Origin of the sequence: Nocardiopsis mangrovi (genome assembly GCF_042653925.1) — a bacterium.
In the GTDB taxonomy this organism is placed as follows: domain Bacteria; phylum Actinomycetota; class Actinomycetes; order Streptosporangiales; family Streptosporangiaceae; genus Nocardiopsis_B; species Nocardiopsis_B mangrovi.
Window position 1 is genome coordinate 33,048 of record NZ_JBHSFQ010000029.1, and the last position, 24,655, is coordinate 57,702.

A 24,655-nucleotide genomic window follows, 5' to 3' on the forward strand; every position below is an offset into this window, starting at 1 on the left:
GTGTCACCGTGCTACGATCCGGCCAGGCATGACGCAGCCTGCCGCTTGCGCCCGATGGGTTCGGTGAATGCGTCCGTGGTCCGCTTCTGATCCACCGCCCGTTCCCGTCCGACGGCGAGGGCATCGGCAACGCAAGCACTGATGACGACTTCGCCGGAAGGTGCTGGATCAGATCATGCGTTCATTCCGCGATGCCAAGGCGATGGCGAAGGCCCTGCGGGCCGAACTCGCCGCCCGGGGCACGACCGTTCCGCACAGTGCGGCTCTGGAGATCGTCGCCCGGCAGTTCGGTTTCGATGACTGGAACGTCCTCGCCGCCCGGATCGGGGCGGCACGGCCCGAGCCCGGGCCCCGGACCGCGGTCCCGGTGCTGCGGATCTTCTCCGTCGACAAGGCCAGGGAGTTCTACCTCGACTTCCTCGGATTCACCGTGGACTGGGAGCACCGGTTCGACCCCGGATCGCCCGTCTACCTCCAAGTGTCCCGGGCCGGTCTCACCCTGCACCTGAGCGAGCACCACGGCGACGGCAGCCCCGGCGCCGTTGTGTTCGTCCCGGTCGTGGGGATCGAGGACCTCCACCGCGAGCTGTCGGACAAGCGCTATGCCTACGCGCGGCCGGGCATCGAGGACGATCCCTGGCACGCCCGCTCGCTGACCGTCACCGACCCCTTCGGCAACACGCTGCGCTTCAGCGAGCCGTCCACCCGCGCGGAGCCGGAGGCCGCGGTGGCCGACGAGGTCGTCCTGCCCGCGCGCATCGGCCGGGTCTGGGAGCTGATCACACGGGCGGAGCACATCAGGGCGTGGTTCGCCTTCGACGGCGCCGCGGTCGATCTGCGTCCCGGCGGCGAGATCGAGCACGTCTGGCACGAGCACGGCCGCTACCGGGGCGTGATCGAGGAGGTCGTGCCGGGGGCCCGGCTCGTCTACCGGTACTCGTCGGTTCCCGATGCCCGGCCCGAGCCGGGGCGACAGACCACGGTGGTGTTCACCCTGGAGGAGCTCTCCGACGGTTCCACCCGGGTGCGGGTGACCGAGGAGGGCTTCGACGCGCTGGAGATGGGCGACGCCGACCGGCGGGCCCATGCGGACGGCGCACGGCAGGGCTGGCAGGGCGGTCTCGACGGCCTCGCCCGCCTCGCCGCTCCCGCGGCCTCCGCCGGAGAGGGCCCCGCGTAGCCACCGGTGCCCGGCGCGGCCGTGGCGGCGGTCATCCGCCGGCGGCCGCGCCCGCCCCGCGCTCGCGGACGACCAGGATGAGGCCGGCGCCGGCCAGGGGGCCGGCTGCGAGCGTGGCGAACGCGGCCAGGAAGGAGCCCGTGGCGGCGAACACCGGTCCGATGACGGCCGGTACCAGTACCGCTCCGAGCTGCCAGAACGCGTTGATCGCGCCTGCCGCGGATCCCGCGGCGGCGGTCCCGGACAGCAGCGGCGCCATCGCCGCGATGAGTGGGCTGTAGGCGTAGGCGCCGATCCCCAGCAGCGGGGCGAACCACAGGAACTGCGCGTAGGTGTCGAGGGTGCCGAAGACGAGCAGGGCGGCGCCGAAGAAGGCCAGCAGGACCGCGATCGGCGTCCGCGGGCCGAGCCCGAACAGGTCGCACACCCAGCCGACCGCCAGCTTCGCCGCGATCGCGATGCCCGCGAAGATGATCAGCACGTTTCCCGCCCGGACGGGGTCGATCCCGCTGCCGGCGGTCATCAGCGTGTTCGACCAGGTGACGAAGCCGTAGGTGCCCCACAGTCCGCCGAAGCCGGCGCAACCGAGCAGCAGGAGATCGCGGTTGCGCAGGACCGAGCGGATGTCGGGCAGTTCGCCCCGCGTGCGTTCCGCGGCCTGTGCGCCGTTGCGGACGAGCAGCAGGCAGGCGAGGGCGATCGCCATCGTGGCAGCCCCGAAGAGGTGATAGGACACCCGCCAGTCCGCGGCGGCGAGCAGCACGGGCACGACCGCGTTGGCCACGACGGTACCGAGCGAGGTGGCGTTCATGAAGACCCCGGTCGCCAGGCCCCGCCGGTCCGGGGCGAACCAGGTGGCGATCAGCTTGAGGCCGGCGGCGAAGTCGACCCCCGCGAAGAACCCGACGAGAGCCTGGAGGAAGAGGCCGAGCGGGATCGAGTCGGCGGATCCGAACAGCACCATCGCGAGCCCGGCGCCCAGCCCGGAAACGCCCAGCACCAGTCGGCTGCCGAGCCGGTCGACGAGCACGCCGCAGCCGGCGTTCGACAGCACATAGCCCAGGTAGTACCCGGTGGCGAACAACCCGAGGGCGGCCAAGGGCACGTCCAGGGACTCACTCACCGAGGCGGACGCCGGACCCCATGCCGAGCGGTCGATCGAGGTCATGGTGAACGCGGTCCACGCCATGAACAGGACCACCCACCGGTAGGCCGAGGCGGTCGTCGTGCCGGTCCGGGGCGGACTGACGCTCGTCAATGAGGACTCCAGGGGCGAGGCGCGGCACGGCCGCGTTCGGATGAAGGCGTTCCGGGGGAACGGCTCCATGCCTACATCCGGAGTGTAGTGGCGTGATCGCGAACGGTAATAGTCTCCGGTGGCGGCGACCGGTCGTCGCTGTCGGGGGCGTGTGGGAGGTTGTTCCGCACCGGCGGACGAGAGGACGAGAGGAGCGGCGCCGAATGGACACGGCCGCGGAACGGGCACATGGCGGGAAACGGGCAGCGGAGGTGCGCAGATGATCCCGGAGCTCGTGCGCCCCTGGGCCAAACACAACAAGCACGGTACGCACGCGCTGGTCTGCCACCTGATCGACACGATGGAGGTGGCCCACGCCCTGTATCCGATCTTCCTCGGACCGAAGGTGCGCCGGGAACTCGAAGAGACCTTCGCCCCGCTGGAGGGCGACGCCCGCGGCTGGGTGGCCCTGCTGTGCGGCCTGCACGACCTCGGCAAGTACACGCCCGCGTTCCAGTCGTTGGTGCTGGAGGTGGCCAAGGCGCGCTTTCCGGCGGAACACCACGCGATCCTCGCGAAATGCGCGCCCGCCCGGAAGCTCGCCGGCCTCGACACCAAGCACGGACTGTCCACCGCGCTGCATATGGCGGCGATGCTGGAGGACGTCGGCGCAGGGCGGGACACCGCGATCACGATCGGCCATGTGCTGGGCGGACACCACGGCTGGTTCCCGGAGCCCGGCATGCTGAGGGACATTCGAGGGAAGAGCGACCTGGGCGATCGGACCTGGCGCGAGGCTCGATCGTCCATGGTCTGCCGCATCGCGCAGGTCGCCGAGCTGGAGTTCGACGACTTCCGCTGGTCCGAAGTCGGGATGTCGGCGCTCGGCGCGATCGCGTTGGCCGGGCTCACGACCATCTCCGACTGGGTGGCGTCCGACTCCTCCTTCTTCCCTTACGAGTCCGCTCCCGATGACCTGCCCGCCTACCGGGAACGGGCTCGGACCCACGCGGCTCGGGCGCTCGCCGAGACCGGTTGGTCGCCCTGGCGGCCACGTGAGGGAACCGGCTTCACCGACCTGTTCGAGAAGGAGCCCCGGCCGGTCCAGACTGCCGTGGAGAAGTGCCTGGAGAACTGCGTGGAGCCGGGCGTCCTGGTGGTCGAGGCCCCTACCGGCGAAGGCAAGACCAAGGCCGGCCTGTACGCCGCGGCGCGCCTGGCGAGCCGGCTCGGATTGGGCGGCCTGTACCTCGCCACGCCCACCAAGGAGCTGAGCAGGCAGGCCAGGGATGACGTACGGGAACTCCTCACAGCGACGGGATCCGACCTGGACGTCAACCTCGTCTACTCCGGCGCGGCCAAGGAGAGGAGCGAGGAGCGCCGGGCCGATGAGCGGAAGGAGGAGAAGGGAAGGTCCATCAGCCCTGCGGGCGTCGGCCACGAGCAGCAGGACGGAGAGGAGAGCGAGGAAGGAGCGCAGGACCCGCGGGAGTGGTTCACCCGGAAGAAGGGCCTGGCGTTTCCGGTGGGGGTGGGCACGGTCGACCAGGCCCTCAAGTCCGTGATCCGCAGCGGACACAACTTCCTCGGGATGACCGCGCTCGGCAACAAGGTCGTGCTCATCGACGAGGTGCACTCCTACGACGCCTACACCGGCCTGCTCGTCCAGCAACTCATGTGGTTCTGCGGTCTGATGGGTGTCCCGGTGGTACTGATGTCGGCCACCCTCACCGGGAAGAGTCGCTGCGAGCTCATCGAGCAGTGGCGGGCGGGGGCTGAGGGGCGGTACGCGAACGTCGAGAGCGTCGGTTCGCCGCGGGCCGGTTCGTGGCAGGTCACCTGGAGTGGCGGGACCGGAGCCCGGCTCCCGGTCGAACCGTCGAAGGAGACCGCCGGGCGAGGCAGGGTCCGCGTGGAGCGCGGTGGCGACTCCCCTCAGGCCATCGCGCAACGGGCGGTCGCCGAAGTGGGGGAGGAGGGGACGGCACTGGTCGTCCTGAACACGGTGCGGCGGGCCGGCGACGTCCGTGACCGGATCGCGGCTCTGCTCGACGGCAGGCGGAAACGTCCCGAACTCGTCTTCTTCACGGGCGACCACAAGAACGCCGAACGGCTGGCCATACGCGACCGGCTCGCTGCCTGCCTGGGCAAGGACACTCCGCGCGACCGGCACGCCATCGTCGTGGGGACGCAGGTCCTTGAGCACGGGCTTGATATGGACGCGGATCTCCTGATCTCGGACCTGTGCCCGATCGACCTCCTCTTTCAGCGCGTCGGCCGTCTGCACCGCCACAACAGGCCGTACCGGCCCGAGCGGCTCCGGAACCCGGTGCTGGTGGTCGCCGACGTCGACCCGGCCGAACGGGAGGCCAGACCGCCCAGTCGGCGCGACAGCCTGGTCTTCACGGCCGGGGTGTGGACGGTCTACTCCACCTGGCTCCTGGGGCGCAGCCGTGTGGTGCTGGGCGAGGTCCTGGATCGAGGGGAATGGGATCCGCTGAAGGAGATCGGCGGCCTGATCCACCGGGTCTACGCGGATGGGGTACAGCTCATCGAAAAGGGCTGGGAGAACGCCTGGGCACGGGCGAGGGAGTCGCATCGGCGGCAGACGGACAAGCGCGATTTCCACGCCCGTTCGGTGATGGTCTCGGCGACGAAGTCGGCATCGACCGTCCTGCGCCTGACCGAACGCTCGGGCCCCGCCGGCCGCACCCGCCTCTCCCACCGGGGGAGCGGCGACGGCTCCGGCGGGCCTAGAGGTTGAGTTGAGGGTGAGCCCCAGGCATCAGGGGCTCACCACTCGAGGGCACACTAACTACCTCAATAACACGATCACGATGATCACAACCGTCATGGAGTTTGCGAGGCCGACGAGACAGGCGGTGAGCTGGTCGGAGACGGACAGTCGGCCCTCGATGTGGAGCGTGGAGGTCACTTGGGGGGTTCTCCTAACTCAGTGATGAGACCCTGACAGTAGCATAATCCAAGTGTGCATGTTCAATAAGTGGTACCTCCTGTGCTCCGGTACAGTCCAACGACATCCCGGCTGTCCTGGGGTGGTCCCTGTGCATGTTCAAGTGGGACATCGGCCCCGCAAGGCGGGGGAGGAGTCAGCGGCGGCAGCGTGTTCGCGTTGTCGCCGCTTCCACCCGCCGCTTCTCGCTAAGGTGGGCGTGGCCTGCCTACCCCCGGAGTTCTGGTGCCCTCCTGCAATCTATTGAGCGAGCAGTGGCTCCCCGTCGTCACCGTCGACGGTGAGTCCGAACTGCTCAGCCTCGGTGATGTATTCAGACATGCACGTGGCCTGCGTTGTCTCCAAGGTGAAGCACCCATTGTCACGGCCGCCCTCTATCGACTGCTGCTGGCCTTCCTGCACCGTGTCCACGAGGGCCCCGCAACAGAGGGCGAGTGGGCGGAGCTGTGGCGCAACGGCGTCGATACCGGGCGGCTGGACGCCTACGAGGCCGCCCACCGGGATGAGTTCTGGCTCCTCGGCGGAGAACGGCCGTTCTTCCAATGCCCCGAACTGGCCGATGTTCCGCCGAAACCGGCCACCCACCTGCTGCTCTACCGGGCCAAGGGCAACAACACCACACTCTTCGACCACGCGACCGACGAGGAGCGGCCCGACCTGCCCGCCGACGCCGCCGCCCGCTGGCTGGTCACCGTCCAGGCGTTCGACACTGGCGGCACCAAGACGCCCTACCGGCCCGGGGGCACCAAGAGCTCCAAAGCCGGTCTCGGCAACTACTTCGGGACCGTTCTCCTGGAGGGCGCGACCCTGTGGGAGACGCTCCTCCTCAACGCCGTCGTGTACGACCCCCCGGGCGGTCGGCCGCTGGCCACGACCACGCCTGGGGACCGGGCGATCTGGGAACGCGAACACCCACCGGGCCCCGCGCCCGTTGCGAGCGCCTTCCCTCAAGGGTGGGTCGACCTCCTCACCTGGCCGTCCCGGCGGATCCTGTTGCACAGCAAGGAGAAGGACGGGCGGGTGTACGTGGACGGCGCGGTGGTCGCGCCGGGCACCCAGCTCGGCGCGGAACTCATCGAGATCGAGGCGATGGCGGCATTCCGACGTAGGGGGGGCAAGAAACTCATCTATGACCCGGTCCGCCTGGAGATGCTGCGCGGTGTCTGGCGGCATGCCACGGATCTGCTCCTCCCCGCCCGGGCGGTAGGGGAGCGCCGGCGCCCGCAGACGATCGACGAAGTGGCCAGGCTGGTCGATCTGAGGTTCCTGGACGAACGGAAAGCCGTCACCCTCCGGGTATTCGGCCAGAAGCTCATGTCCAACCCGGGCGCGGTCGAGTACTGGTCGGAGGAGGCGTTGCCGATCAAGCTCGCCCTGCTCCGGGCGCAGGACACCGGGTGGAACCTGGAGCAGCTCCTCGGGCGGGCCGTGAAGCTGGCCGACGCCGTCGGTGACGAACTCCAGCGCACGGTCGTCAACTACCACGAGGGACTGCGGAGCAGGTTCGACCGGCGCAAGCACCAGAGCTTTCTCGCCGAGCGCTACTGGCCCCGGCTCGACGCCGAGTTCGCGCTGCTCCTCAGTGACCTGGGCGACCTGGTGACCCGGTACGAACCGGACTCACCGGAAGGGCGGGAGGAGAGCCGCGGGCTGTTCGAACGCTGGCGGCGGCACGTGGACACCACGGCCAAGGAAGCGGTCGGCGCCTGGATCGACGAGTTCCCCGGTGGCTCACCGCGCCAGATCCTGGAGGTCGCGCGCGCCGAGATGATCTTCCTCGGCGCGCTGAACGACCTCACCGACGTCTATCGGCACGAGATCCGCCAATACACCGGGAGCTGAGCGTGATCCTGGAAGACCCGAACCCGCGATCCCCGCATCGGGCGTTCGTGGACCGGCTGTACCGGCTCGGCGGTGAGCTTGATTCGAAGAAGCCGCAGGTCGTCGCGCGGTCCCGGAGGGTCCTTGCCCGACTGCGGAGAGGGCTCACCGACGACCGGTATCTGGGCGAAGGGTTCGACCTCGTCCTCCCCCATCAGATCCCCGAACGGCACGAACCCCGGTGCCTGCTGGTCGCCGGGCTGTTCGCGCTCAACCCGCACACCACGGCGCGCGCCGCGGAGCGGTGGCGGCTGTGCGCCGCCCTCGCCGAGGCCGGGTCCTCGGGCGCGGCCGACGCACGCGTGCGGCAACTGATCGCCGCCACGCAGACGGGCGGCCTCGACTACCGCCTGCGCCAAGCGGTCCAGCTCATCGGCGGCGCACGACCGCGGATGCCGCTCGACTACGAACAGCTCCTGTGGGACCTCATCCACCTCGACGGTGACGAGTCCCGGGCCGCCAAGGTCCGCGTCCGCTGGGCGCGCGACTTCAAGCACCGCGTGTACCGCCAGACCTCCCAGAAGGAAGCGGCAGCAGCAGAATGATCATCGAGCTCCACCTCCTCCAGTCGTTCCCCACGAGCAACCTCAACCGCGACGACATGGGGCAGCCGAAGTCGGTCACCTTCGGCGGCGCCATTCGCGGCCGGGTGTCCAGCCAGAGCCTCAAGAGGTCCGCGCGGACACTGTTCCCCGAGGTCGGGCTCGCCGAAGGGGAGACCGCGAAACGCACCAAGCGCCTCCTCCAGCAGGCCGCGAACCGGCTGGTCCCGGACGGGCGGGGAGAGGCGGGCAACGAGGACCGGACCGTCGTCCGCGAGGCGCTGCGGCAGATGGGGTTCGGGGTCAACGGCGCCACCGACCTCACCGAGTACCTGCTGTTCGTGAAGGCCACGGCGGTCGACTCCCTCGCCGAGCACTGCAAGGAGAACCGCGAGCGGCTGCTCAAGGACGCGGCCAAACGGGAGAAGGACCCCAAGGGCAGCGAGAAGAAGAAGCCGGACAGCGAGACGCTGAAGGTCGCCAAGACGATTCTCGACGCCCGCAGGTCCGTCGACATCGCCCTGTTCGGACGGATGATCGCCGACAACAAGGACTTCAACGTCGACGCCGCGTCCCAGGTCGCCCATGCCATCTCCACGCACGCGGTGGCGGTGGAGTTCGACTTCTACACCGCCGTGGACGACCTGAAGCCCGACGCCGAGGCCGGCGCGGACATGATCGGCACGGTCGACTTCAACGCCGCCTGCTACTACCGCTACGCCAACCTCGACCTCGGCCAGCTGCGGCGCAACCTGTTCGGAACGGTTCCCGAGCTGAAGGCGGAGGACGAGGACCTGCTGAAGCGGGCGACCAGCGCCTGGCTGAACGCCTTCGTCCGGGCGGTCCCCAGCGGGAAGCAGAACTCCATGGCCGCCCTCACCCAGCCCGACGCCCTGCTCGCCGTCGTGCGGGACAGCGGCGCGTGGAACCTGGCCAACGCCTTCCTGAACCCGGTCGAGGGGACCGGGGTCATGGAGACCTCCACCCGGCGGATGTGGGAGCACTTCTCCGAGCTCCGCCACTTCTACGGCGACGACGGGATCCGCACGGTCGCGATGGCCTCCCTCTCCGGCGACCTCGACGCGCTGGGGGTCCCGCGGCAGGAGCGTGCCGACACACTCCCCGCCTTCGTCGGAAAGGTCCTGGGAGAGCACGGTGGCTGAGCCGGCCGTGCTGGCGCTGCGGTTCGAAGCGCCGATGCAGTCCTGGGGCGTGCGCTCCCGCTTCACCTACCGGGACACCTCCTTGGAGCCGACCAAGTCCGGTGTGGTGGGGCTGCTCGGAGCCGCGCTCGGCGTCGAGCGCACCGACGCGGCCGGGATCTCCCGGCTCGCCGGGCTGCGGATGGCCGTGCGGGTGGAGCGCGAGGGGATCCTCGAACGCGACTACCAGGTCACCACCGACGTGCCCACCACCAAGGGCACCGGCCACCGCAACGTGGTCAGCCACCGCTACTACCTGGCCGACGCGCTGTTCCTCGTGCTCCTCGAAGGCGATCGCACCTACGCGGAACGCCTGCGCGACGCGGTCCTGCACCCCACCTGGCCGCTGTTCTTCGGCCGCAAGGCCCACGTCCCGGCCTGCCCCCTGATCCTGCCCGAGGAGTGGGGGCTCGGCACCGGCATCCGCCCCGAGGCGACCCTGGAGGAGGTCCTGCAATCCCACCCCTGGCAGGAGGACCGCCCGGAGCAGAGGTCCGACACCGCGACCGTCCCCGATCTGCGCGCCGTCATCGAGGTCCCCGCCGCCCGAAGCGACGCCGAGCCCAGGTACGACGTCCCGGTCACCTTCGCCTCGGGCAGGCGCGAGTTCCGGCAACGGTATGTGCGCGTATCCCACATCCCCATCCCCCCGGTCGAAAGTGCGAGCCCCTGACGTGTACCTGAGCCGACTCCCCGTGAACACCGCCTCACGCGCGTTCCGGCGGGACTTCGCCGACGTGCAGCAGATGCACCGGACGCTCATGTCCGTGCTGCCCGAGGTCGTCACCGGCGAGCCCGCACGGCGCGAACACCGCCTGCTCTGGCGGATCGACCCCACCGACACCGGCTATGCCCTGCTCGTGCAGACACTGACCCCGCCGGTCTGGGACCGCCTTCCCGAGGGATACCTGGCGGGTGAGGCGCAGACCCGCTCGATGGACGGCGCGCTGAAGGCGATCGCCCCCGGCCGCGCCCTCGCCATGCGCCTCATCGCCAACCCCACCCGCATCGTGCGGGATCCCAGCGCCCCGAAAGAGGAGCGCGGGAAACGGGTACCGCTGCGCGACCCGGAGCAGCAGCTGGGCTGGCTGGCCCGCAAGGGGGAGCAGCACGGGTTCGTCGTACCGGCCGGCGCCGACGGCGCGATGGCGGTCAACGTCACGCCGTGCCCGCCGGTGGTCGGGTACAAGGGCGATGGACGGCGCCGGGACAAGATCACGATCTCCGCCGTGCGCTACGACGGCCGTCTCGTGGTCACCGACGCCGACGCCTTCACCGAGGCGGTGCGCAGCGGCATCGGCCGGGCCAAAGCCTACGGCTGCGGGCTGGTGAGCCTGGCTCCGATTCCGTCTCGCTGAGTCGGCGCGAGGAGCGGAACACGCCCTCTCGCATCCCGGCGGCCAGCGGTCGGGCGGGGCGTCGGCCGCCGGGGCCTGGCCGTACGGGGGAGCGGACGGGAGCGGACGGAGGTGGGCGGGCCTCAGGCGGATGGCCGTCCGTGGTCCTGGCCCCAGTCCCACATCGCCTGGAGGACCGGGCCCAGCGCGGTACCGGCTTCGGTCAGCGCGTAGCCCACACGCGGCGGGAACGCCTTCACCCGCTCGCGCCGGACGATCCCGTGCTCGACCAGATGGGAGAGGCGGTCGGCGAGGACCTTGTCGGACAGGACGGGCAGGCGGCCGGCCAGCTCGCTGAAGGAGCACGGGCCCCGCAGCAGCTCGCGCACGACCAGGGTCGTCCACCGGCCACGCAGTGCCGTGAGGGTGACCTCCACGGGGCACAGGGCCGAGGGGGCGTCGTTCTCGGTATGCGGGGAATCGGGGAGTCCTGGCCGGTGACCGGTCGTTTGGTGAGCCACGGAGCGCCTTTCTAGAGTCGGGCCGTCACCACCCAGGGATAGCCCATGAGAGGACGAATCGCCATGCATCCGACGGCACGGACCCCGCACGAGGTCCCCGGCGCGTTCGCCGCACGGTTCAACAGCTGGGACGTCGACGCGGTGGCGGAGATGTACGAGCCGGGCGCCGTACTGGTGCCCGAGCCCGGGGCGCCCGCGCAGGGGGACGGACTCCGGCAGGCGCTTCTGGCGCACATGTCGCTGCGCGTACCGATCGACGTGCGCCCGCGCCATGTGTACCAGACGGAGGACGTCGCACTCCTCATCGTCGATTGGACGATCAGCGGCCACCGCCCGGACGGTGACCATGTCGCGATCTCGGGGACCGCGACCGACATCGCCCGCCGGGCCGCCGACGGCACCTGGCGCTACGCCGTCGACAACCCGATGGGGACGGCGTAACGCCGGCCGGTGCCTCGACGCGGCCGGAGATCACGCCGGTTTCCGGCCGACACCGCCCGGTGGAGCGGCCGGGCCCCGGCCCGGCATGGTCCGCCACGAGCGCGCCGGCACCGATCCGGTTGTGCGGTCCCGAGCGTGCTGTCGGTGGTCGGTGGTCGGTGGTCGGTCGGCGTGTAGGTGCGCGGCCGTGTCGAGGCTGCGCGGACGTGCCTCTGGGAGCGCAATTCCGGCGCTGCGCGGAACGCGGTCATGGCGTCCCGGCCCGCAGGCGCTCCGGTGGCGACATGTCCCCGCCGAACTCACAACAAGCCCTGGAGACGGGGGTTCGCATCTACGGCTAGCCTAGGATCGGACCTCGCCACCAAGGAGCTCCCGAACGGTATTCGGTCGCCGTAAACCCCCAGGTCATTTAGTCTCCGCCCCGCACCTGCGGGGATGGCCCTCTTCGGCACGGGCCCGGCGTCGGAGGCGGCGGCTCCGCCCCGCACCTGCGGGGATGGCCCGCTCAAGGGCATCATCTGACCGGCTCGGTTCGGCTCCGCCCCGCACCTGCGGGGATGGCCCGCCCTGGTAGCGGCCGGTGGTCCGGCGTCGGTGCTCCGCCCCGCACGAGCGGGGATGGCCCGAACACCCCGCCCGGCCGCAGCACCCGCGCCGTCTCCGCCCCGCACGCGCGGGGATGGCCCGTGGGAAATCGCCGCCTACTTCGACCGCTGACCCTCCGCCCCGCACCTGCGGGGATGGCCCGGCCGACACCTGGTCCCTCTCGCGCCGCTCGCGCTCTGCCCCGCACGCGCGGGGATGGCCCGCTCAAGGGCGCGGCCCTTTCCGAAGAGGACATCGTCGCCCCGCACCCGCGGGGGCGGCTCTCTGCGCGGTTGTCCGGCGTGTTTGGTGGCGCGGTCCGGTTCGCCCGGGTGACGTGGCGACTGGGCGAACCCTTCGGTGGCCGGTGCTCGCTGTGCCACCGTGCTCGTGATCTCGCGGCGTGACCCGCCCGTGGGCGTGGGCGTCGTATTGGACCGTCGTCAGTGCCCCGGCGGGCGATGTCGGTCGTGGGGCGAAAGGGCCCGGTGGTGGGTTGTTCTCGGTTCCGGGGGTGTGGCCCGGGAGGGAATTCGGGAGGGAATTTCCGTGGATCGGGTTCCGGGGCGGTTCCGGGCGTGTCCGTGGAGTTCGGGCAGCAGGCCGGTGGACTTAGGTGTTGGAGTGCGCCGGGTCGGGTGGCCGGTGTTTCCGCTTGACCTGCGGCGATGTGATCTCCCGAAGTCGGGTGCACCGCTTTCGCGGGTTCCCCGTCGACGGTCCGGGCGGGGGCGGCCAGGGGGTGGGGTGGCCGTGCCGGGCCCGTCACCTGCGGCGCGCCGGTCGTTGGGTGTGCGGTATGCGGCGCGGCATCCGGTATAACCGATAGGCCCCCGCTAAGCTGGGCGGCTTCCCCCTCCAGGACCTTCGACGACATGCCGTGGAGCGCCACGATGACAACCGACGGAGCCCGGCTGGCTCCCCTCGTCCTCGACGACCCGGCCGAGATCGGTGCCTTCCGGCTCATCGGCCGCCTGGGAGCGGGCGGCATGGGCGTCGTCTACTTCGCCCGGGACGCGTCCGGCTACCCCGCGGCGGTCAAGACCGTCCGCGCCGAGTACGCCGCCGACCCCGGCTACCGGGCGCGCTTCGCCCGCGAGGTCGACCTCGCCCAGCGGGTCCACGGGCGCTGTATCGCCCCCCTGCTCGCGGCGGGGCCCGACGACGAGCGCCCCTGGCTCGCGGTCTCCTACGTGCCGGGGCCGACCCTGGGCTCCTACCTGGCCGAGTACGGGCCGCTGCGCGGCGGCGACCTCACGGCGTTCGCCGCCGGCCTGGCCGAGGCGCTCGCGGCGATCCACCGCGAGGGCATCGTGCACCGCGACCTCAAGCCCGAGAACGTCATCCTCTCGCCCGAGGGCCCCAAGGTGCTGGACTTCGGCATCGCCCAGGCGCTGGACGAGGTGTCCATGACGCGCATGGACGTGGTCGTGGGCACGCCGGGCTGGATCAGCCCCGAGCGCTACGACGGCCACCGCGCCGGGCCGGCGTCGGACATATTCTGCTGGGGCGGACTGGTGGCGATGGCCGCCAGCGGCCGTCCCCCCTTCGGCACCGGCCCGGTCGAGGTGCTGCGCTACCGCACGGTCAACGAGGACGCCGATAGCGCCGCCGACCACCTGCCCGCCGCCCTGCACGCCATCATCGAGCGCGCCCTCCACCGCGACCCCGCCCAGCGCCCCGGCGCCGAGGAGGCGTTCTCCGCCATCACCGGCGAGGCCGTCGACGCCGGCGCCCCCGCCGCCCAGGAGCACATGACGCGCGTCGCGACCCGCGTCATCGACGCCGGCTGGAGCGTGCCGGTCGCCGACACCGGATCGGTCCTGCCCGCCGAACCGGTGCGCGCCACCTCGGCCCGGCGCCCCATCACCTTCGCCGGGATGAGCGTCCACGAACCCCCGCACCTCGCCCAGTTGTTCCGCGAGCACGGCGCCCGAGCCGAGCAGTGGCTGCGCTCGGACGGCGCAGGCAAGCTCCGCGACTGGCTCGACGACATCGGCGACACCGTCTACGACCGCGACTACCTGCGCATGCTCGGCTCCGCCGAGCAGGCCGCGGTGGCGCTCACCGCGTTCGCCGCCGGCTACCTCCGCGACCAGGTCCCGCTGTACCGGGGGCGCGAGGTCGACGCCGACGGCCTGCGGCGCCTCGCCGCGGGCGGCCCCGACGACCACCAGCTCCTGAGCGAGATCATCCTCAACGAGATCCCGCTCATCACGGCCGCGCACCGCTGCGGCCACCCCGGCTGCGCGCAGCGCTGCGCCCGGCTGGAGAACATCGGGCTGCGGACCCGCCCCGTCGTGGACGCCGCGCTGTCCGCGGCGGCCGGGCTGGGCCTGCGCCCGCCCCCCGCGGAGCGCGACCGTGCCGTCGCCGCCGCCATCGAGACCGTCGACGAGCCCGCCCGGGGCCCCGCGGTCCAGGCCGTGCTGCGGGTCTGGGGTGCCGTCGCCGTACCGTGGTGGCGCCAGGTCGCGCTGCGCGCGATGCGCGCCGATCCGGGCACCGACCAAGGGCGCAGCGACCTGGTGCTGGCCCGGCTGGCCGCGCCCTACGCGCGTGCCGCGGCACCGCAGTGGCGCCGCCACCTGCTCTCCCCGGGGACCTGGCTCGGAGCGGGCGCGGCGCGGGTGTTCTTCCTGTCCTTCCTGCTCTGGACCACGGCCGCGACGGCGTGGGCGGGCATCCTGCGCGCGGGCGACTACCCGCAGCCGGCCCACCCCTCCTACCCCGACGCCTCGGAGTACGGGACCCTGCTCGCGCACCAGGCCGTCATCTGGCCGATCCTGTTGCTGATGGCGCTCGGGCTCGCCGCGCTCCCCCCGCGGCGCAGGGCGGGCGCGGCCCTGGTCGGCTCGGTGGTCGCGATCGGCTACGGCACGTTCGCGCCGTCCCTGCCCGGCCTTTCGACACTGATCCCCGGCTTCATCGTGGGCCCCATGGTCGACGCCGTGAGCGGCATGGGCGAGACCGGATGGGCGCCGTTGCTGATCGCCGGCCTGGCGGTGCCCGTGCTGTTCGTCTGGCTACTCGTGGCGCTGCCCCGGGACCCCGGTCGGCGCATCGCCCGTCCGCTGCTGGCCGGCCGCGGTGCCCCGGCCCAGGCCGCCGCGGGCATCGCCGGTATCGGCGTGGCCGTCTGGCTGCCCCTGTGGGCGATCATGGTGGCCGCTGCGTCACTGGACGACTTCGGAGCCGAGGCGACCGGTACCGCCGCGGAGGTGTCCGGGGTCTTCTCGCTGCTCAGCGTGGCCGTCCTGCCTGCGGCGCTGGCGTACGGGGCGGTCGCCTACCTGCTGTGGCGGCCGATGGGCGGGCACCTCATCTACATCGGGGTGATCGGCGAGGTGCTGCTGCTCCCCGGGATCGAGTCCGCCTTCCCGTCGGTCGGCGTCTCGGGGTTCGGCGGGATCTCCAGCTGGCTGGTGCTGGACCACCCGGTGGCGGCGACCTGGATCGGGCTGCTGCTGGTGCCCGGCTCCTACGGCTTCGCCGTCTGGCTGTGCGAGCGGCTGGCGTACCGCCGCATCCGGTCGGCCCCCGCGGCCGTCCCCGCCGCCTACCCGGGCTACGGCCACCCGACCCCGATGCCGCCGCACGCGACCCCCACGCCCTATCCCGGCCACGCGGCGGGGATGCCCGGTGCCACGCCCCACCCCGGTGCGACGCCCCACCCCGGTTACGCCGCCGGAGTGCCGGGCGCTACGCCCTACCCCGGTCCGCCGGCGCCCGTCGCGGGTGCCTGGACCCCGCCGCCGCCCGGGTACCCGGCCCCGGGGGCCGGCACCCCGGCTCCGGGCTACCCCCCGACCCGGATCCAGCCGGACCCGACCCGCGTGCAGGCCGATCCGACCAGGCTCCAGGCAACGCCCACCCGCGTCGAACCCGATGCCACGCGCATCGGGGTGGACCCCACCCGCGTCGAGCCGGACGCCACGCGCGTCGGGGCGGACCCCACCCGGGTGCAGCCCGCGGACACCGACGCCACCCGGGTGCGGCCGCCAGCGGCCGACGACTCCGCCACCCGCGCCGTGCCGCCGCACCCCGGTGCCGACGCGCCCACACAGATCACGCCCGCGCAGCGCACCCCGCCGCGGGGTACACCCGGCCCCGACGCCCCCGACCAGGCGTGACCGCCCGTCCCCGCGGGCCGGTCAGAAGGGGCGGGGCCGGCCCGCGTGCCTGCCGCGGCGGTGCGGGCTGGTCGGGGTGATGGCCGGCAGGCGGTAGCCGCCGTCCAGCACCGACGCGTGGGGCTGGTAGAGGCGGATCATCGGCCGGAAGGCGCCCGCCGGCGTGGGGAGCCAGTTGTCGGCCTCCAGGCCGGAGGGGCGGTCGTGCCGCAGGTACACGGTGATCGACCCGTCCCGGGCGGTGCGCAGACCGGGGGTGCGGTCCCCGATCGAGTGGCGCTGGATCGGGTTGTCGACCAGGTGCCCCTCCGGCTCGGTGTACAGCGAGAGCGACCAGAACGCCTCGACCGGGGGCGGGACCTCGAACCGCAGCGTGTAGGAGTTGCGGCCGTCCAGCGGGCGGCCCGCGGAGTCGGTGAGGGTGTGGGCGTAGACCGCCTCATAGCCGTGGTTGCCCCACAGGTCGGTGTGCGCGGCCACCGCGCGCACCAGGCGGGCGCGGTCGCGGTCGGCGATACGCCACTTCGGGCTGTCGACGGTGCCCGGCCCCAGGTGCTCGCAGTTGTAGTCGAACAGGTGCAGGCCGGCCCTCCACGCCCCCGGATCCGCCCCGGGGGCGGGGCGGGTGGCCTCCTCCACCCGGCGCTGGCCGTCGCGCAGGCCCGCGCGCAGCACGGCGGCGCGCTCGGGGTCGGGGGACACGAACGGCGACACGCTGTCGCACAGGCCCAGGGGGACGAACCGGCGCTGGTACGCCTGGTCGGATTTGGGCGGCGGGAACGCCGCCATCCACGTGCGCAGCCGCTCGAAGAACTCCAGGCCGGAGGCCACCCCGGGCGTCCCCGGCGGGATGCCCCGCGGCCGGCGCCTGCCGTCGATGGGGGTCAGGGTGAGGCGCCGCTGGAGGGAGGCGACGCGGGCCAGGTCCTCCTCCCCGTTGCAGGCGAACCTGCCCACGATGCTCGCGATCGCCGTCGGCGCCTCGATGACCCCGACCCCCGGGGGAGGCTCCCCCCGCCACCCGGGCGGGACCACGAGGTAGTCCGCCTCCCGGGTGCCGGTGGTCCGCCGGCCCACGTAGGCGAAGGCATTGGTCCAAGCGTCGACGAACTGCAGCACGTAGTAGGCGCCCCCCGTCGGGGGCACGTGCAGCATCAGCGGGCCGGCCGAGAGGTCGAGCTGGGCGACGGAGTGGACGACGTCGTTGTTGACGGCGACGAAGGCGTCCTCGGGGCCGCTGAGGGTGCGCGCGTGGGCGAAGGTGTTGAACCGCGCGGGCGGCAGGGTGCCCACGCCGTCGCGGACCAGCCTCATGACCTGCGTGAGGTCGAAGACCAGCGGAAAACCGTAGACGTAGGCGTCGGCCGCCAGGTCCTGTAGCGCGTTCCGCGGCATCGTGTGGCTCCCGGTGTCGGGCCCGCTCCTGCTGCGACGGCGGGCTGCCCCCTCCCCACATTCGCAGCCGGGCCGCCCGCGGGCACCAGCCGGGAGGGCGTCTTGACGACACCTTTTCGCGTCTGTGACCTGCGGTTACGCGGACCATCCCAAGCGAACCGCCCGGTAACCGCGAATTCGTCACTACAATGAGTCATAGATCCGTGGCACATTGCAGGGATTTCGGCGTCGTCGTGCCTTCGGCCGGGCGCTTCAGGAGAAGCCCGTGAATCCGATCCTGTTCGATCCCTGGTCCCCCGAATTCATCGCCGACCCGTTCGCCGGCTACACCGAATTGCGCGACCGCCATCCGGTGCACTACTACTCCGCCACCGACCAGTGGCTGGTCTCCCGGCACGAGGATGTCGGCCGCTGCCTGCGCGACCCCCGGGTGGTGCGCTCCTACCTGCATGCGGCCACCGACGAGGACATGGGCCGCGCCCCGGCGCCGCGGTGGCAGGAGCCGTTCTGGCGGCTGAACTTCGGGAGCCTGGACGCCGAGCCGCCGGACCACACCCGACTGCGCCGCCTGCTGGGACCGCCGTTCACGGTGCGCGCGGTGGACGCGCTGGGCCCCCGGTGCGACACCCTGGCCCGGTCCCTGGTCGACGACCTCGTGCGGCGCGGCGGCGGTGACCTGCTCTCCGTCGTGGCCGAGCCGCTGGCGCTGGCTCTCATCTGCGACATCGTCGGCGTGCCTGAAGACGACCGGCACCTGATGGCCCCGTGGGCGTCCGGCATCAGCGGACTGTTCGTCCCCAACCACAGCGCGCGCGACGCGGCGGACGCGGTCCGGGCGTCCGCGGAGTTCGACTCCTATCTGCGCCGGCTGGCGCGGCACACGCCCCCGGACCACCCGGGCGTGATGGGGAGCATGGTGGCGGCCCTCCGCGGCGGCGGCATCAGCGAGCAGGAACTGGTGTGCAGTGCGGCGATGCTCCTCACCGGTGGACTGGACTCCGGCAGGCGCATGGTCACCATGGCGGTGCTGACGCTGCTGCACCACCCCGATCAGTGGCGGCTGCTGGGGCGGACCCCCGAGCTGATGCCCACCGCGCTGGAGGAGCTGATCCGCTACGACTCCCCGATCCACATGTTCGAGCGGTGGGCGCTGGAGGACATCGACCTCGACGGCGTCCGGATCCCGCGCGGCGCCGAGATCGCGCTGCTCTTCGGATCGGCCGACCGCGATCCGCGCCGGTTCGCCGATCCCGACCGGCTGGACCTCACGCGCTCGCCCAATCCGCATCTGGGACTGGGCGCCGGGGTGCACTTCTGCCTCGGCGTCCACCTGGTGCGGCGGGAGGTGCGGGCGGTGCTGGAGGCGCTCGCCGAACGCGCGCCGAACCTGCGGCTGACCGCGGAGCCGGGGTGGGGGCCCGGCTACAACCTGCGCAGCCCCGTCGAGTTGCGGGTCGAGGTGTGACGGCCGGTCAGCCGAAGTAGTCCTGCGGCGCGGAACCCCGCCGGACGGTGTCGAGCGTGAAGCAGTGGAAGCCGCCGCCGAACAGCCGCCGGTGGCGGTGCCGCAGCGGGACCACGGTGAATCCGTGCCGTTCCAGGGTCGTGACCAGCTCCGGGAACTGCGCGTTGGCGATGACGGTGTTCTCGTCCACGGACAGCACGTTCAGGTCGATGTACTTGCTCGTCAGGACGAGGTCGTCCTCCTCGTAGCGCGGGAAGATGTTCTCGGTGGGTTCGGGGGCGTAGATCCGGTCCCAGCGCCGCAACGGCTCCGGCAGCGCCTCGGCCACAGCGGGGTTGCGCAGCAGCAGGGTGCCCGGCCGCAGGGGGAGCACCAGGCTGTCGATGTGGTTGTCGGCGAACCGGTCGAGGACGTGGAAGCGGAACCGGTCGCCGCAGTGGCGGCGCAGCCAGCGGACGGCCAGGCGATGGTTCTCGGTCGACACGTTGACGATGACGTCCCGGCCGAAGCGGACGCATTGCGCGGCGTCGAACATCATCTCGAAGCCGACGTCGTAGGGTGACGCCGCGGGATCGCCGATCTCCTGGAGGGCGGGGGTGCCCTGGCCGGAGACGTAGGAGGTGTCGAAGGAGCGGTCGGTCATGATCGGGCGGGGCATCGCGGTCCAGCGCGCACCGCGCCGGAGGTAGTCGTAGAAGACCGGCTTGAGCAGGTCGTTCTCGAAGTACCGGGCGCGCACCTGGGGCGGGGTCTCGATGATCTCGTCGCCGAGGATGAGGACCTGGTCGCGCACGTTGAGCGCCGGGACCCCCGTGGCCTCCCACGACGGTGTGCGGAACGCGTCGACCCCGCTCAGGGGCATCGGCCGGTGCACGGTGACGGACATCTGGCGCAGCGCGGTCGCGAAATCGTGCAGGTCCTCGCCGAGCTCCTCGACGTAGCGCGCCTTGACGCCGCGGGAGCGCGGGGAGGCCGCCCCCGCGCCCGGCCCGTAGCTGGGGTAGTAGAAGGCGGAGTACGCCTCGTCGTGGAAGAACAGCTTGAAGGAGACGTCGAGGTCGTGGCCTTCGTAGCTGGCACCGGAACCGACGATGACCTCCTCCAGGGGCGACCACTCGTCGTAGCTGTTGACGGTCATGCGCCTGCTCCCGCTGGGTCGTGGGCGGCCGGGTCGCCTGCCGGCCCCGGCCACATGTGGCGGAGGTCGTAGCGGCCCGGGGAGAGCACGTCCGCCGGGTCCAACGCGGTCTTCAGCCGGTGCAGCACCGCGGGGCGGTCGTCGTCGGTGGGCGGGGCGTGCGCCATCGCGTGCGTGCTGAGCCGGTAGGAGGGGTAGCCCGCCGCCGCCATCCGCCGCTGGGTCTCCTCGTACGCGCTCAGGGCGCGGGCGTCCTCCCCGGGCACCTGGCGGTCGTAGGCGATGGCGGCGGTGGCGACGAGGGTCCGGTCGCAGGCCGAGTTGAGCCCGATGTTTGGTTCGAACCCGTGCTCGGCGGCGATCTTCTCCAGCTCGTGGACGGCGGCGGTGACGTGGGCGCCGTCGAGGGGCATCGTGGGGCAGGCCCAGATGAGTCCGCAGCGGTCGCGGTCCAGGTCGGCGCCGCCGGCCGGCGGCGGTGTACGACCGCGCCAGTAGGCCATGGCCAGGTGCCGCTCGGTGGGCGCGCCGGCCGCGGCGGGGTCGGTCTCGCGGAAGCGCAGGTCCGCCACGCGGCCTCCCAGCGCGTCGGCCACCAGCCCCCGCAGCGCGTCGGCGTGGCGGTCGCCGGCCGCGTGCAGGACGCCTTCGCCGTTCCAGGCGCCCACGTCCCAGGTCCGCCGGAGCCCCTGGCGGACGGCGTCCGGCAGCGGTGTGCGGCCGCCCGCCAGGTCCCACGGGTACTGCTGCCGCGCCGCGATCTCCCGGATGTCGTTGGCGATGACGAAACCGCTGTTCAGCACGGTGTGCAGGCGCAGTCCGCGCACCGCGTCGACGACGGCGGCCAGCGCCGGCCCCGGGGCCGCCCGGAAGGTGAAGGCGGTCGCACGCGCGGGCAGCGGGGTCAGCCACAGTGTCATCCGGGTGACGACGCCGAGGTTGGACTGGGTGAACAGCCCGTCCAGCCAGGGGCCCACGCCCCAGCGGTGGAGCGGGCCGGTGGTGGCCTTCGGGTGCCCGGAGAAGCCGGTGCACAGGCGCTCCCCTGTGGCGAGCACGACCTCCATGCCGCAGACGTGCGAGAAGCGGTCGCCGTTGCGGCCTTCGCCGAGTCCCCGTTCGAGCACGTTGCCCATGAGGCTGGAGTCGGGCGTGCTTCCGGTGGTGCTGAACGTCAGCCGCGAGCCGTGCTCCCGCAGGAAGTCGTGGAGCTGGCGCTGGGTCACGCCGGGTTCCACGGTCGCGTAGGCGAGCCGTTCGTCGAAGTCGGTGATGCGGTCCATCCGGGACAGCGGCATCAGCACGCAGCCGTCGCGCACCGGGACCGCCGAGCCGTAGCCCCAGTTGCGCCCGGTGCTGACCGGGTACACCGGGACCCGGTGGCGGGCCGCGATCCGGAGGCAGGCGCGGACCTCGTCGCGGCTGCCCGGCCGGATGACCCCGACGGGGCGCCGGCCTGTGTGGTAGGTGGCCGCGCCGGCGCGGTCGAGCGTGTCGCGGTCGGTATGGACGTGCGCGTCGCCGAGGACCGCGCGCCACTCGCGCACGGCCCTGGCGTACGCGGTGCCGGAGCCGGCGGATCCGCCCGCCACGGCCGGTTCGGGCGTGGTCACGGGTACCGGGTGTGGTTGAGCACGGTCAGCTCGGCCCCCACGAGGTAGTCGGTGATGGTGCCCGGTTCCGTCAGCCGGTCGTAGAAGAGCTTGCCCGTGGACCGCCGCCGGGCGAAGTCCAGCAGCACCATGCCGACGGCGGGGGCCAGCTTCTCGCGCCACACCAGCAGGTACAGGTCGTCGGCGATCCGGTAATGGGCGCAGGGGTCGACATCGGCGGCTCCCGCGCCGCCGCCGGACACCACGTGCCAGCAGAAGAGGTGCTCGTTGAGGTAGACGTGCTCCAGGGTGCTGCTGCCGTACGCGCACAGCACCCGGCGCCCCACGAGGTCGGTGGAGCGAGGGTGCGGGTCGGCCGGCGGAGGCCGGCCGATGCCCATCCCCCGCACGTCGACGTCGACGGCGCTGAGGTCGTCGCGGTCGAGGATGCGCTCGTACAGGCCGGCGCGGGCGTCGGCGGCCCCGGGCAGCGCGCTGCGGAGCACCGACGCGCGGGCTCCGGGGACATCGAGGACCAGGGAGACCGACCGGCTCCGGTCGCCGGGCCGGGACCAGTCGACGTAGAAGACGCCGGGGCGGACCTCGACGGCGCGGTACGCGCTCCGCTGTGGGGCGCCTTCGCCGTCCTGCCAGGTCAGCTCGGTACCGGTGGTGAAATCCACCCGGAGGCCGGGGCTGCTCGCACCGGGCGCGAAGAGCACCTGCCCGGTTCCCGCCAGGCGGTCGCTGAGGGGGAGGCGGTTGCCGTCGAATCCCGCGTCGCAGAACTCGTAGGAGAGGTAGAGGGAGCGCAGGTCGGGCGCTGAGGAGGAGTCGGGGGGCATGATGCGTCTTTCGTCGGTCGTCCGGACCGGTGGTCCGGTGGGTGTCAGGCCCCTGCGGCCTGCTCTGCTGAACGCCGCTCCGGGCTCAGGCGGAAGCGGACGTCGTCGTCGGTCCAGGCGGCCGTGAGGCGGACGTGCTCGCCGGCGGCCAGCGGTGCGGGCCGGGGGAGGCCGAAGAACGCCTGCGGCCAGTGGCCGCCCGTGCGGCCGGGCGCATTGGTCAGCGATACGTCGTCGGTGAGGTCGAGTTCGAACCAGAACGCGACCCCGTGACAGGTTCCCGGCGCCGCCACTGGCAGGACCGAGACGCGTTCCCCGGGGAGCAGGTCGTCGCGGCGGAAATCGAAGCCGGCCACGACGTGCTCCCCGGTGAGCCGCCGGTGCGGGTGCCGGGCGAGCCATACCGGGAAGTAGCCCGGGGTGCGGAAGGCGTTGAAGAGGGAGACGTCGTACCCGCACGCCCGTTCGACGTGGTTCAGCCCGGACACGGCGGGGCTGTCCACCAGGGTGGCCACCAGACGGGCGGAGCAGGGGACCATGGCCCCGCCGGGGCGCAGCAGCTCGCGGCGGGCGTGCCGGACGGTGGGCAGGGTCGCCTCGCCCAAGAGGCCGTAGTCCACGGTCTCGGTGACGATGACGTCCGCGCGCCGGGGCAGGTCCACCCCCACGCGGAGGTCGGTCGAGTGCTTGGCGACCACGCGCACCGCGGTGCCGTGGCCGTTGGCGGCGACGATCCGCCGCGCCGCGTCGGCGATCGGCGGTACGGCCTCGCAGGAGACCACCGTTGTCGCGCCGTGGTCGGCGGCGACCATCCCCAGCAGGCCGGTGCCGGCACCGATGTCCAGCACGGTGTGGCCGGGGCGGACCACGCGGCGCAGGGCGTCGCGGAACCGGTCGTTGCGTTCGGTGTCGTTCACCATGGCGAAATGCCAGCGCGGTACCTGGGAGAGGGTGTCGTGGGGAGAGGGGGTCCCGGGAGCGGCCGGGATTCCGGGGGGTTCCTGCGCCGTGTTCCTGGGGATGGGGAGACCGTCCGACAACGGCACCTCCGCACGTCGACGAGGTTACTGCTGAAATCCCGATCTTATTCGCGAGGCCATGGGCGATTCACCGACATTGTACCCGGATGCATTTTTCATAATCTCGGGCAGGTCGCTTGATTCGGGTTTTCCGGCCGCACGGAAAAGGGTGAATAATTGGTCGTTTCGGCGGTGATAATCCGCGATGTGTGCATTTTTGACGCTATCTGAACCTGGGTGTTCCCCGGTGCCGCCCGCCCTGCGCGGGTGCGAGCATCGGGCCCGGGCGCTATCAGGGCTCGGGGACGTCGATCCAGAAGTCCTCCCGCGTGACGGCCTCGGGTGCGGGGCCGCCGCGCAGGCCGGTGTCGAGTGCGTCGATGGAGGCGAGCTGGCCGGCGGTGAGCTCGAAGCCGAACACGTCGAAGTTCTCCGCGATCCGCGACGGCGTGACCGACTTCGGAATCGCCTGCCGCTCCTGCTGGATGTGCCAGCGGAGCATGACCTGCGCGGGGGTCCTGCCGCAGGCCCGGGCGATCCCGCCGATGACCGGGTCCTCCAGCGTGGAGCCCGTGCGCCCGGCGCGGTAGAAGGTGATGCCGCCGATCGGCGACCACGCCTGGTCGCGGATCCCGTGCTCGGCGTCGAAGGCGAGCAGCTCGGACTGGCGGAAGTAGGGGTGCACCTCGATCTGGTTCACCGCGGGCACGACCCCGGTCTCGGCCAGGAGCCGCCTGAGGTGGCCGGGCATGAAGTTGCTGACCCCGATCGCCCGCACCCTGCCGTCGGCCAGCAGCCGCTCCAGCGCCTGGTAGGCCGCGATGGTGCGGTCGAAGTCGCCCGGCACGGCCTGGTGCAGGATCAGCAGGTCGATCCGGTCGAGCCCGAGCTTGCCCGCGCTCTTGTCGAAGGCGTGCAGCGTCTCGTCGTACCCGTAGTCGCTGATCCAGACCTTGGTCTCGACGAAGACCTCCGAGCGGTCGAGGCCGGAGCGGCGGATCGCCGCACCGACCTCGCGCTCGTTGCCGTAGGCGGACGCGGTGTCGACGTGCCGGTAGCCGACCGACAGCGCCGTCTCGACGGCGGCCGCGGTCTGCTCCGGCGGGGTCTGGTAGACGCCGAATCCGAGAACCGGCATCTCGACGCCGTTGTTCAGCACAAGGCTGGG

18 protein-coding genes and 1 CRISPR repeat array are annotated in these 24,655 nt (G+C 72.1%); of the genes, 10 read left to right on the top strand and 8 right to left on the bottom strand.

Translation table 11 applies throughout. The annotated features are described in order from the left end of the window. Window positions 1-175: 175 nt before the first annotated feature. A complete protein-coding gene (locus tag ACFO4E_RS23530) occupies window positions 176-1,180 on the top strand; it encodes a glyoxalase superfamily protein (protein WP_378578336.1) in 1,005 nt (334 codons plus the stop codon). Window positions 1,181-1,211: 31 nt separating this feature from the next. Here ACFO4E_RS23530 and ACFO4E_RS23535 read toward each other — a convergent pair whose 3' ends face one another. Beyond that, complete coding sequence (locus ACFO4E_RS23535) at window positions 1,212-2,438, bottom strand: MFS transporter (protein ID WP_378578338.1); 1,227 nt, start codon at window positions 2,436-2,438, stop codon at window positions 1,212-1,214. Window positions 2,439-2,697: 259 nt separating this feature from the next. On the opposite strand from ACFO4E_RS23535, the gene cas3 reads away from it, so the two are divergent. The 6 genes from cas3 to cas6e all read left to right on the top strand — a co-directional run bounded on the left by cas3 (window position 2,698) and on the right by cas6e (window position 10,374). Further along, a complete protein-coding gene (cas3, locus tag ACFO4E_RS23540) occupies window positions 2,698-5,181 on the top strand; it encodes a CRISPR-associated helicase Cas3' (protein ID WP_378578340.1) in 2,484 nt (827 codons plus the stop codon). Window positions 5,182-5,616: 435 nt separating this feature from the next. Then, complete coding sequence (gene casA / locus ACFO4E_RS23545; RefSeq protein WP_378578342.1) at window positions 5,617-7,233, top strand: type I-E CRISPR-associated protein Cse1/CasA; 1,617 nt, start codon at window positions 5,617-5,619, stop codon at window positions 7,231-7,233. 2 nt (window positions 7,234-7,235) lie between these two features. After that, entirely contained in the window at window positions 7,236-7,817 is a 582-nt protein-coding gene (gene casB, locus ACFO4E_RS23550; RefSeq protein ID WP_378578344.1) for a type I-E CRISPR-associated protein Cse2/CasB, read from the top strand. Continuing rightward, entirely contained in the window at window positions 7,814-8,977 is a 1,164-nt protein-coding gene (gene cas7e, locus ACFO4E_RS23555; RefSeq protein WP_378578345.1) for a type I-E CRISPR-associated protein Cas7/Cse4/CasC, read from the top strand. The genes casB and cas7e overlap by 4 nt, the downstream gene beginning before the upstream one ends. Continuing rightward, on the top strand, window positions 8,970-9,689 hold the full coding sequence (gene cas5e, locus ACFO4E_RS23560) for a type I-E CRISPR-associated protein Cas5/CasD (RefSeq protein WP_378578347.1): 720 nt from the start codon (window positions 8,970-8,972) through the stop codon (window positions 9,687-9,689). The genes cas7e and cas5e overlap by 8 nt, the downstream gene beginning before the upstream one ends. Then, a complete protein-coding gene (gene cas6e, locus ACFO4E_RS23565) occupies window positions 9,637-10,374 on the top strand; it encodes a type I-E CRISPR-associated protein Cas6/Cse3/CasE (protein ID WP_378578349.1) in 738 nt (245 codons plus the stop codon). The genes cas5e and cas6e overlap by 53 nt, the downstream gene beginning before the upstream one ends. A gap of 122 nt (window positions 10,375-10,496) precedes the next feature. On the opposite strand, the gene ACFO4E_RS23570 is transcribed toward cas6e, so the two are convergent. Further along, complete coding sequence (locus ACFO4E_RS23570; RefSeq protein ID WP_378578351.1) at window positions 10,497-10,874, bottom strand: winged helix-turn-helix transcriptional regulator; 378 nt, start codon at window positions 10,872-10,874, stop codon at window positions 10,497-10,499. A 63-nt stretch (window positions 10,875-10,937) separates the two neighbouring features. On the opposite strand from ACFO4E_RS23570, the gene ACFO4E_RS23575 reads away from it, so the two are divergent. Further along, on the top strand, window positions 10,938-11,315 hold the full coding sequence (locus tag ACFO4E_RS23575; protein ID WP_378578353.1) for a YybH family protein: 378 nt from the start codon (window positions 10,938-10,940) through the stop codon (window positions 11,313-11,315). 414 nt (window positions 11,316-11,729) lie between these two features. Then, window positions 11,730-12,123: a CRISPR direct-repeat array (repeat unit 28 nt; unit sequence CTCCGCCCCGCACCTGCGGGGATGGCCC). 670 nt (window positions 12,124-12,793) lie between these two features. Next, a complete protein-coding gene (locus ACFO4E_RS23580) occupies window positions 12,794-16,033 on the top strand; it encodes a serine/threonine-protein kinase (protein ID WP_378578355.1) in 3,240 nt (1,079 codons plus the stop codon). 21 nt (window positions 16,034-16,054) lie between these two features. Here the strand turns inward: ACFO4E_RS23580 and ACFO4E_RS23585 are convergent, their stop codons facing one another. Then, window positions 16,055-17,428, bottom strand: a complete 1,374-nt coding sequence (locus tag ACFO4E_RS23585) for a DUF1254 domain-containing protein (protein ID WP_378578356.1) — start codon at window positions 17,426-17,428, stop codon at window positions 16,055-16,057. A gap of 265 nt (window positions 17,429-17,693) precedes the next feature. On the opposite strand from ACFO4E_RS23585, the gene ACFO4E_RS23590 reads away from it, so the two are divergent. Beyond that, window positions 17,694-18,893, top strand: a complete 1,200-nt coding sequence (locus ACFO4E_RS23590) for a cytochrome P450 (RefSeq protein WP_378578358.1) — start codon at window positions 17,694-17,696, stop codon at window positions 18,891-18,893. Window positions 18,894-18,900: 7 nt separating this feature from the next. On the opposite strand, the gene ACFO4E_RS23595 is transcribed toward ACFO4E_RS23590, so the two are convergent. From ACFO4E_RS23595 to ACFO4E_RS23615, 5 genes are all read right to left on the bottom strand, one after another. After that, entirely contained in the window at window positions 18,901-20,031 is a 1,131-nt protein-coding gene (locus ACFO4E_RS23595) for a glycine amidinotransferase (protein WP_378578359.1), read from the bottom strand. Then, window positions 20,028-21,644, bottom strand: coding sequence for an FAD-binding oxidoreductase (locus tag ACFO4E_RS23600; protein WP_378578361.1), 1,617 nt, complete (start codon window positions 21,642-21,644; stop codon window positions 20,028-20,030). The genes ACFO4E_RS23595 and ACFO4E_RS23600 overlap by 4 nt, the downstream gene beginning before the upstream one ends. Then, window positions 21,641-22,468 (bottom strand): MoaF C-terminal domain-containing protein, encoded by an 828-nt coding sequence (locus ACFO4E_RS23605; RefSeq protein WP_378578362.1) that lies wholly within the window; start codon window positions 22,466-22,468, stop codon window positions 21,641-21,643. Before ACFO4E_RS23605 ends, ACFO4E_RS23600 begins: the two co-directional genes overlap by 4 nt. Window positions 22,469-22,512: 44 nt before the next feature. After that, entirely contained in the window at window positions 22,513-23,388 is an 876-nt protein-coding gene (locus tag ACFO4E_RS23610) for a methyltransferase domain-containing protein (protein ID WP_378578364.1), read from the bottom strand. Between the two features lie 391 nt (window positions 23,389-23,779). Further along, on the bottom strand, window positions 23,780-24,625 hold the full coding sequence (locus ACFO4E_RS23615; protein ID WP_378578418.1) for an aldo/keto reductase: 846 nt from the start codon (window positions 24,623-24,625) through the stop codon (window positions 23,780-23,782). Between the last annotated feature and the right edge of the window lie 30 nt (window positions 24,626-24,655).

Excerpts from the sequence above, each read along its gene's own strand:
- cas7e (WP_378578345.1), top strand. The coding sequence starts at position 7,814 with ATGATCATCGAGCTCCACCTCCTCCAGTCGTTCCCCACGAGCAACCTC.
- ACFO4E_RS23610 (WP_378578364.1), bottom strand. The coding sequence starts at position 23,388 with ATGGTGAACGACACCGAACGCAACGACCGGTTCCGCGACGCCCTGCGC.
- ACFO4E_RS23615 (WP_378578418.1), bottom strand. The coding sequence starts at position 24,625 with ATGCCGGTTCTCGGATTCGGCGTCTACCAGACCCCGCCGGAGCAGACC.
- ACFO4E_RS23605 (WP_378578362.1), bottom strand. The coding sequence starts at position 22,468 with ATGCCCCCCGACTCCTCCTCAGCGCCCGACCTGCGCTCCCTCTACCTC.
- ACFO4E_RS23595 (WP_378578359.1), bottom strand. The coding sequence starts at position 20,031 with ATGACCGTCAACAGCTACGACGAGTGGTCGCCCCTGGAGGAGGTCATC.
- ACFO4E_RS23585 (WP_378578356.1), bottom strand. The coding sequence starts at position 17,428 with ATGCCGCGGAACGCGCTACAGGACCTGGCGGCCGACGCCTACGTCTAC.
- ACFO4E_RS23530 (WP_378578336.1), top strand. The coding sequence starts at position 176 with ATGCGTTCATTCCGCGATGCCAAGGCGATGGCGAAGGCCCTGCGGGCC.
- ACFO4E_RS23580 (WP_378578355.1), top strand. The coding sequence starts at position 12,794 with ATGACAACCGACGGAGCCCGGCTGGCTCCCCTCGTCCTCGACGACCCG.
- cas6e (WP_378578349.1), top strand. The coding sequence starts at position 9,637 with ATGTGCGCGTATCCCACATCCCCATCCCCCCGGTCGAAAGTGCGAGCC.
- ACFO4E_RS23575 (WP_378578353.1), top strand. The coding sequence starts at position 10,938 with ATGCATCCGACGGCACGGACCCCGCACGAGGTCCCCGGCGCGTTCGCC.
- cas3 (WP_378578340.1), top strand. The coding sequence starts at position 2,698 with ATGATCCCGGAGCTCGTGCGCCCCTGGGCCAAACACAACAAGCACGGT.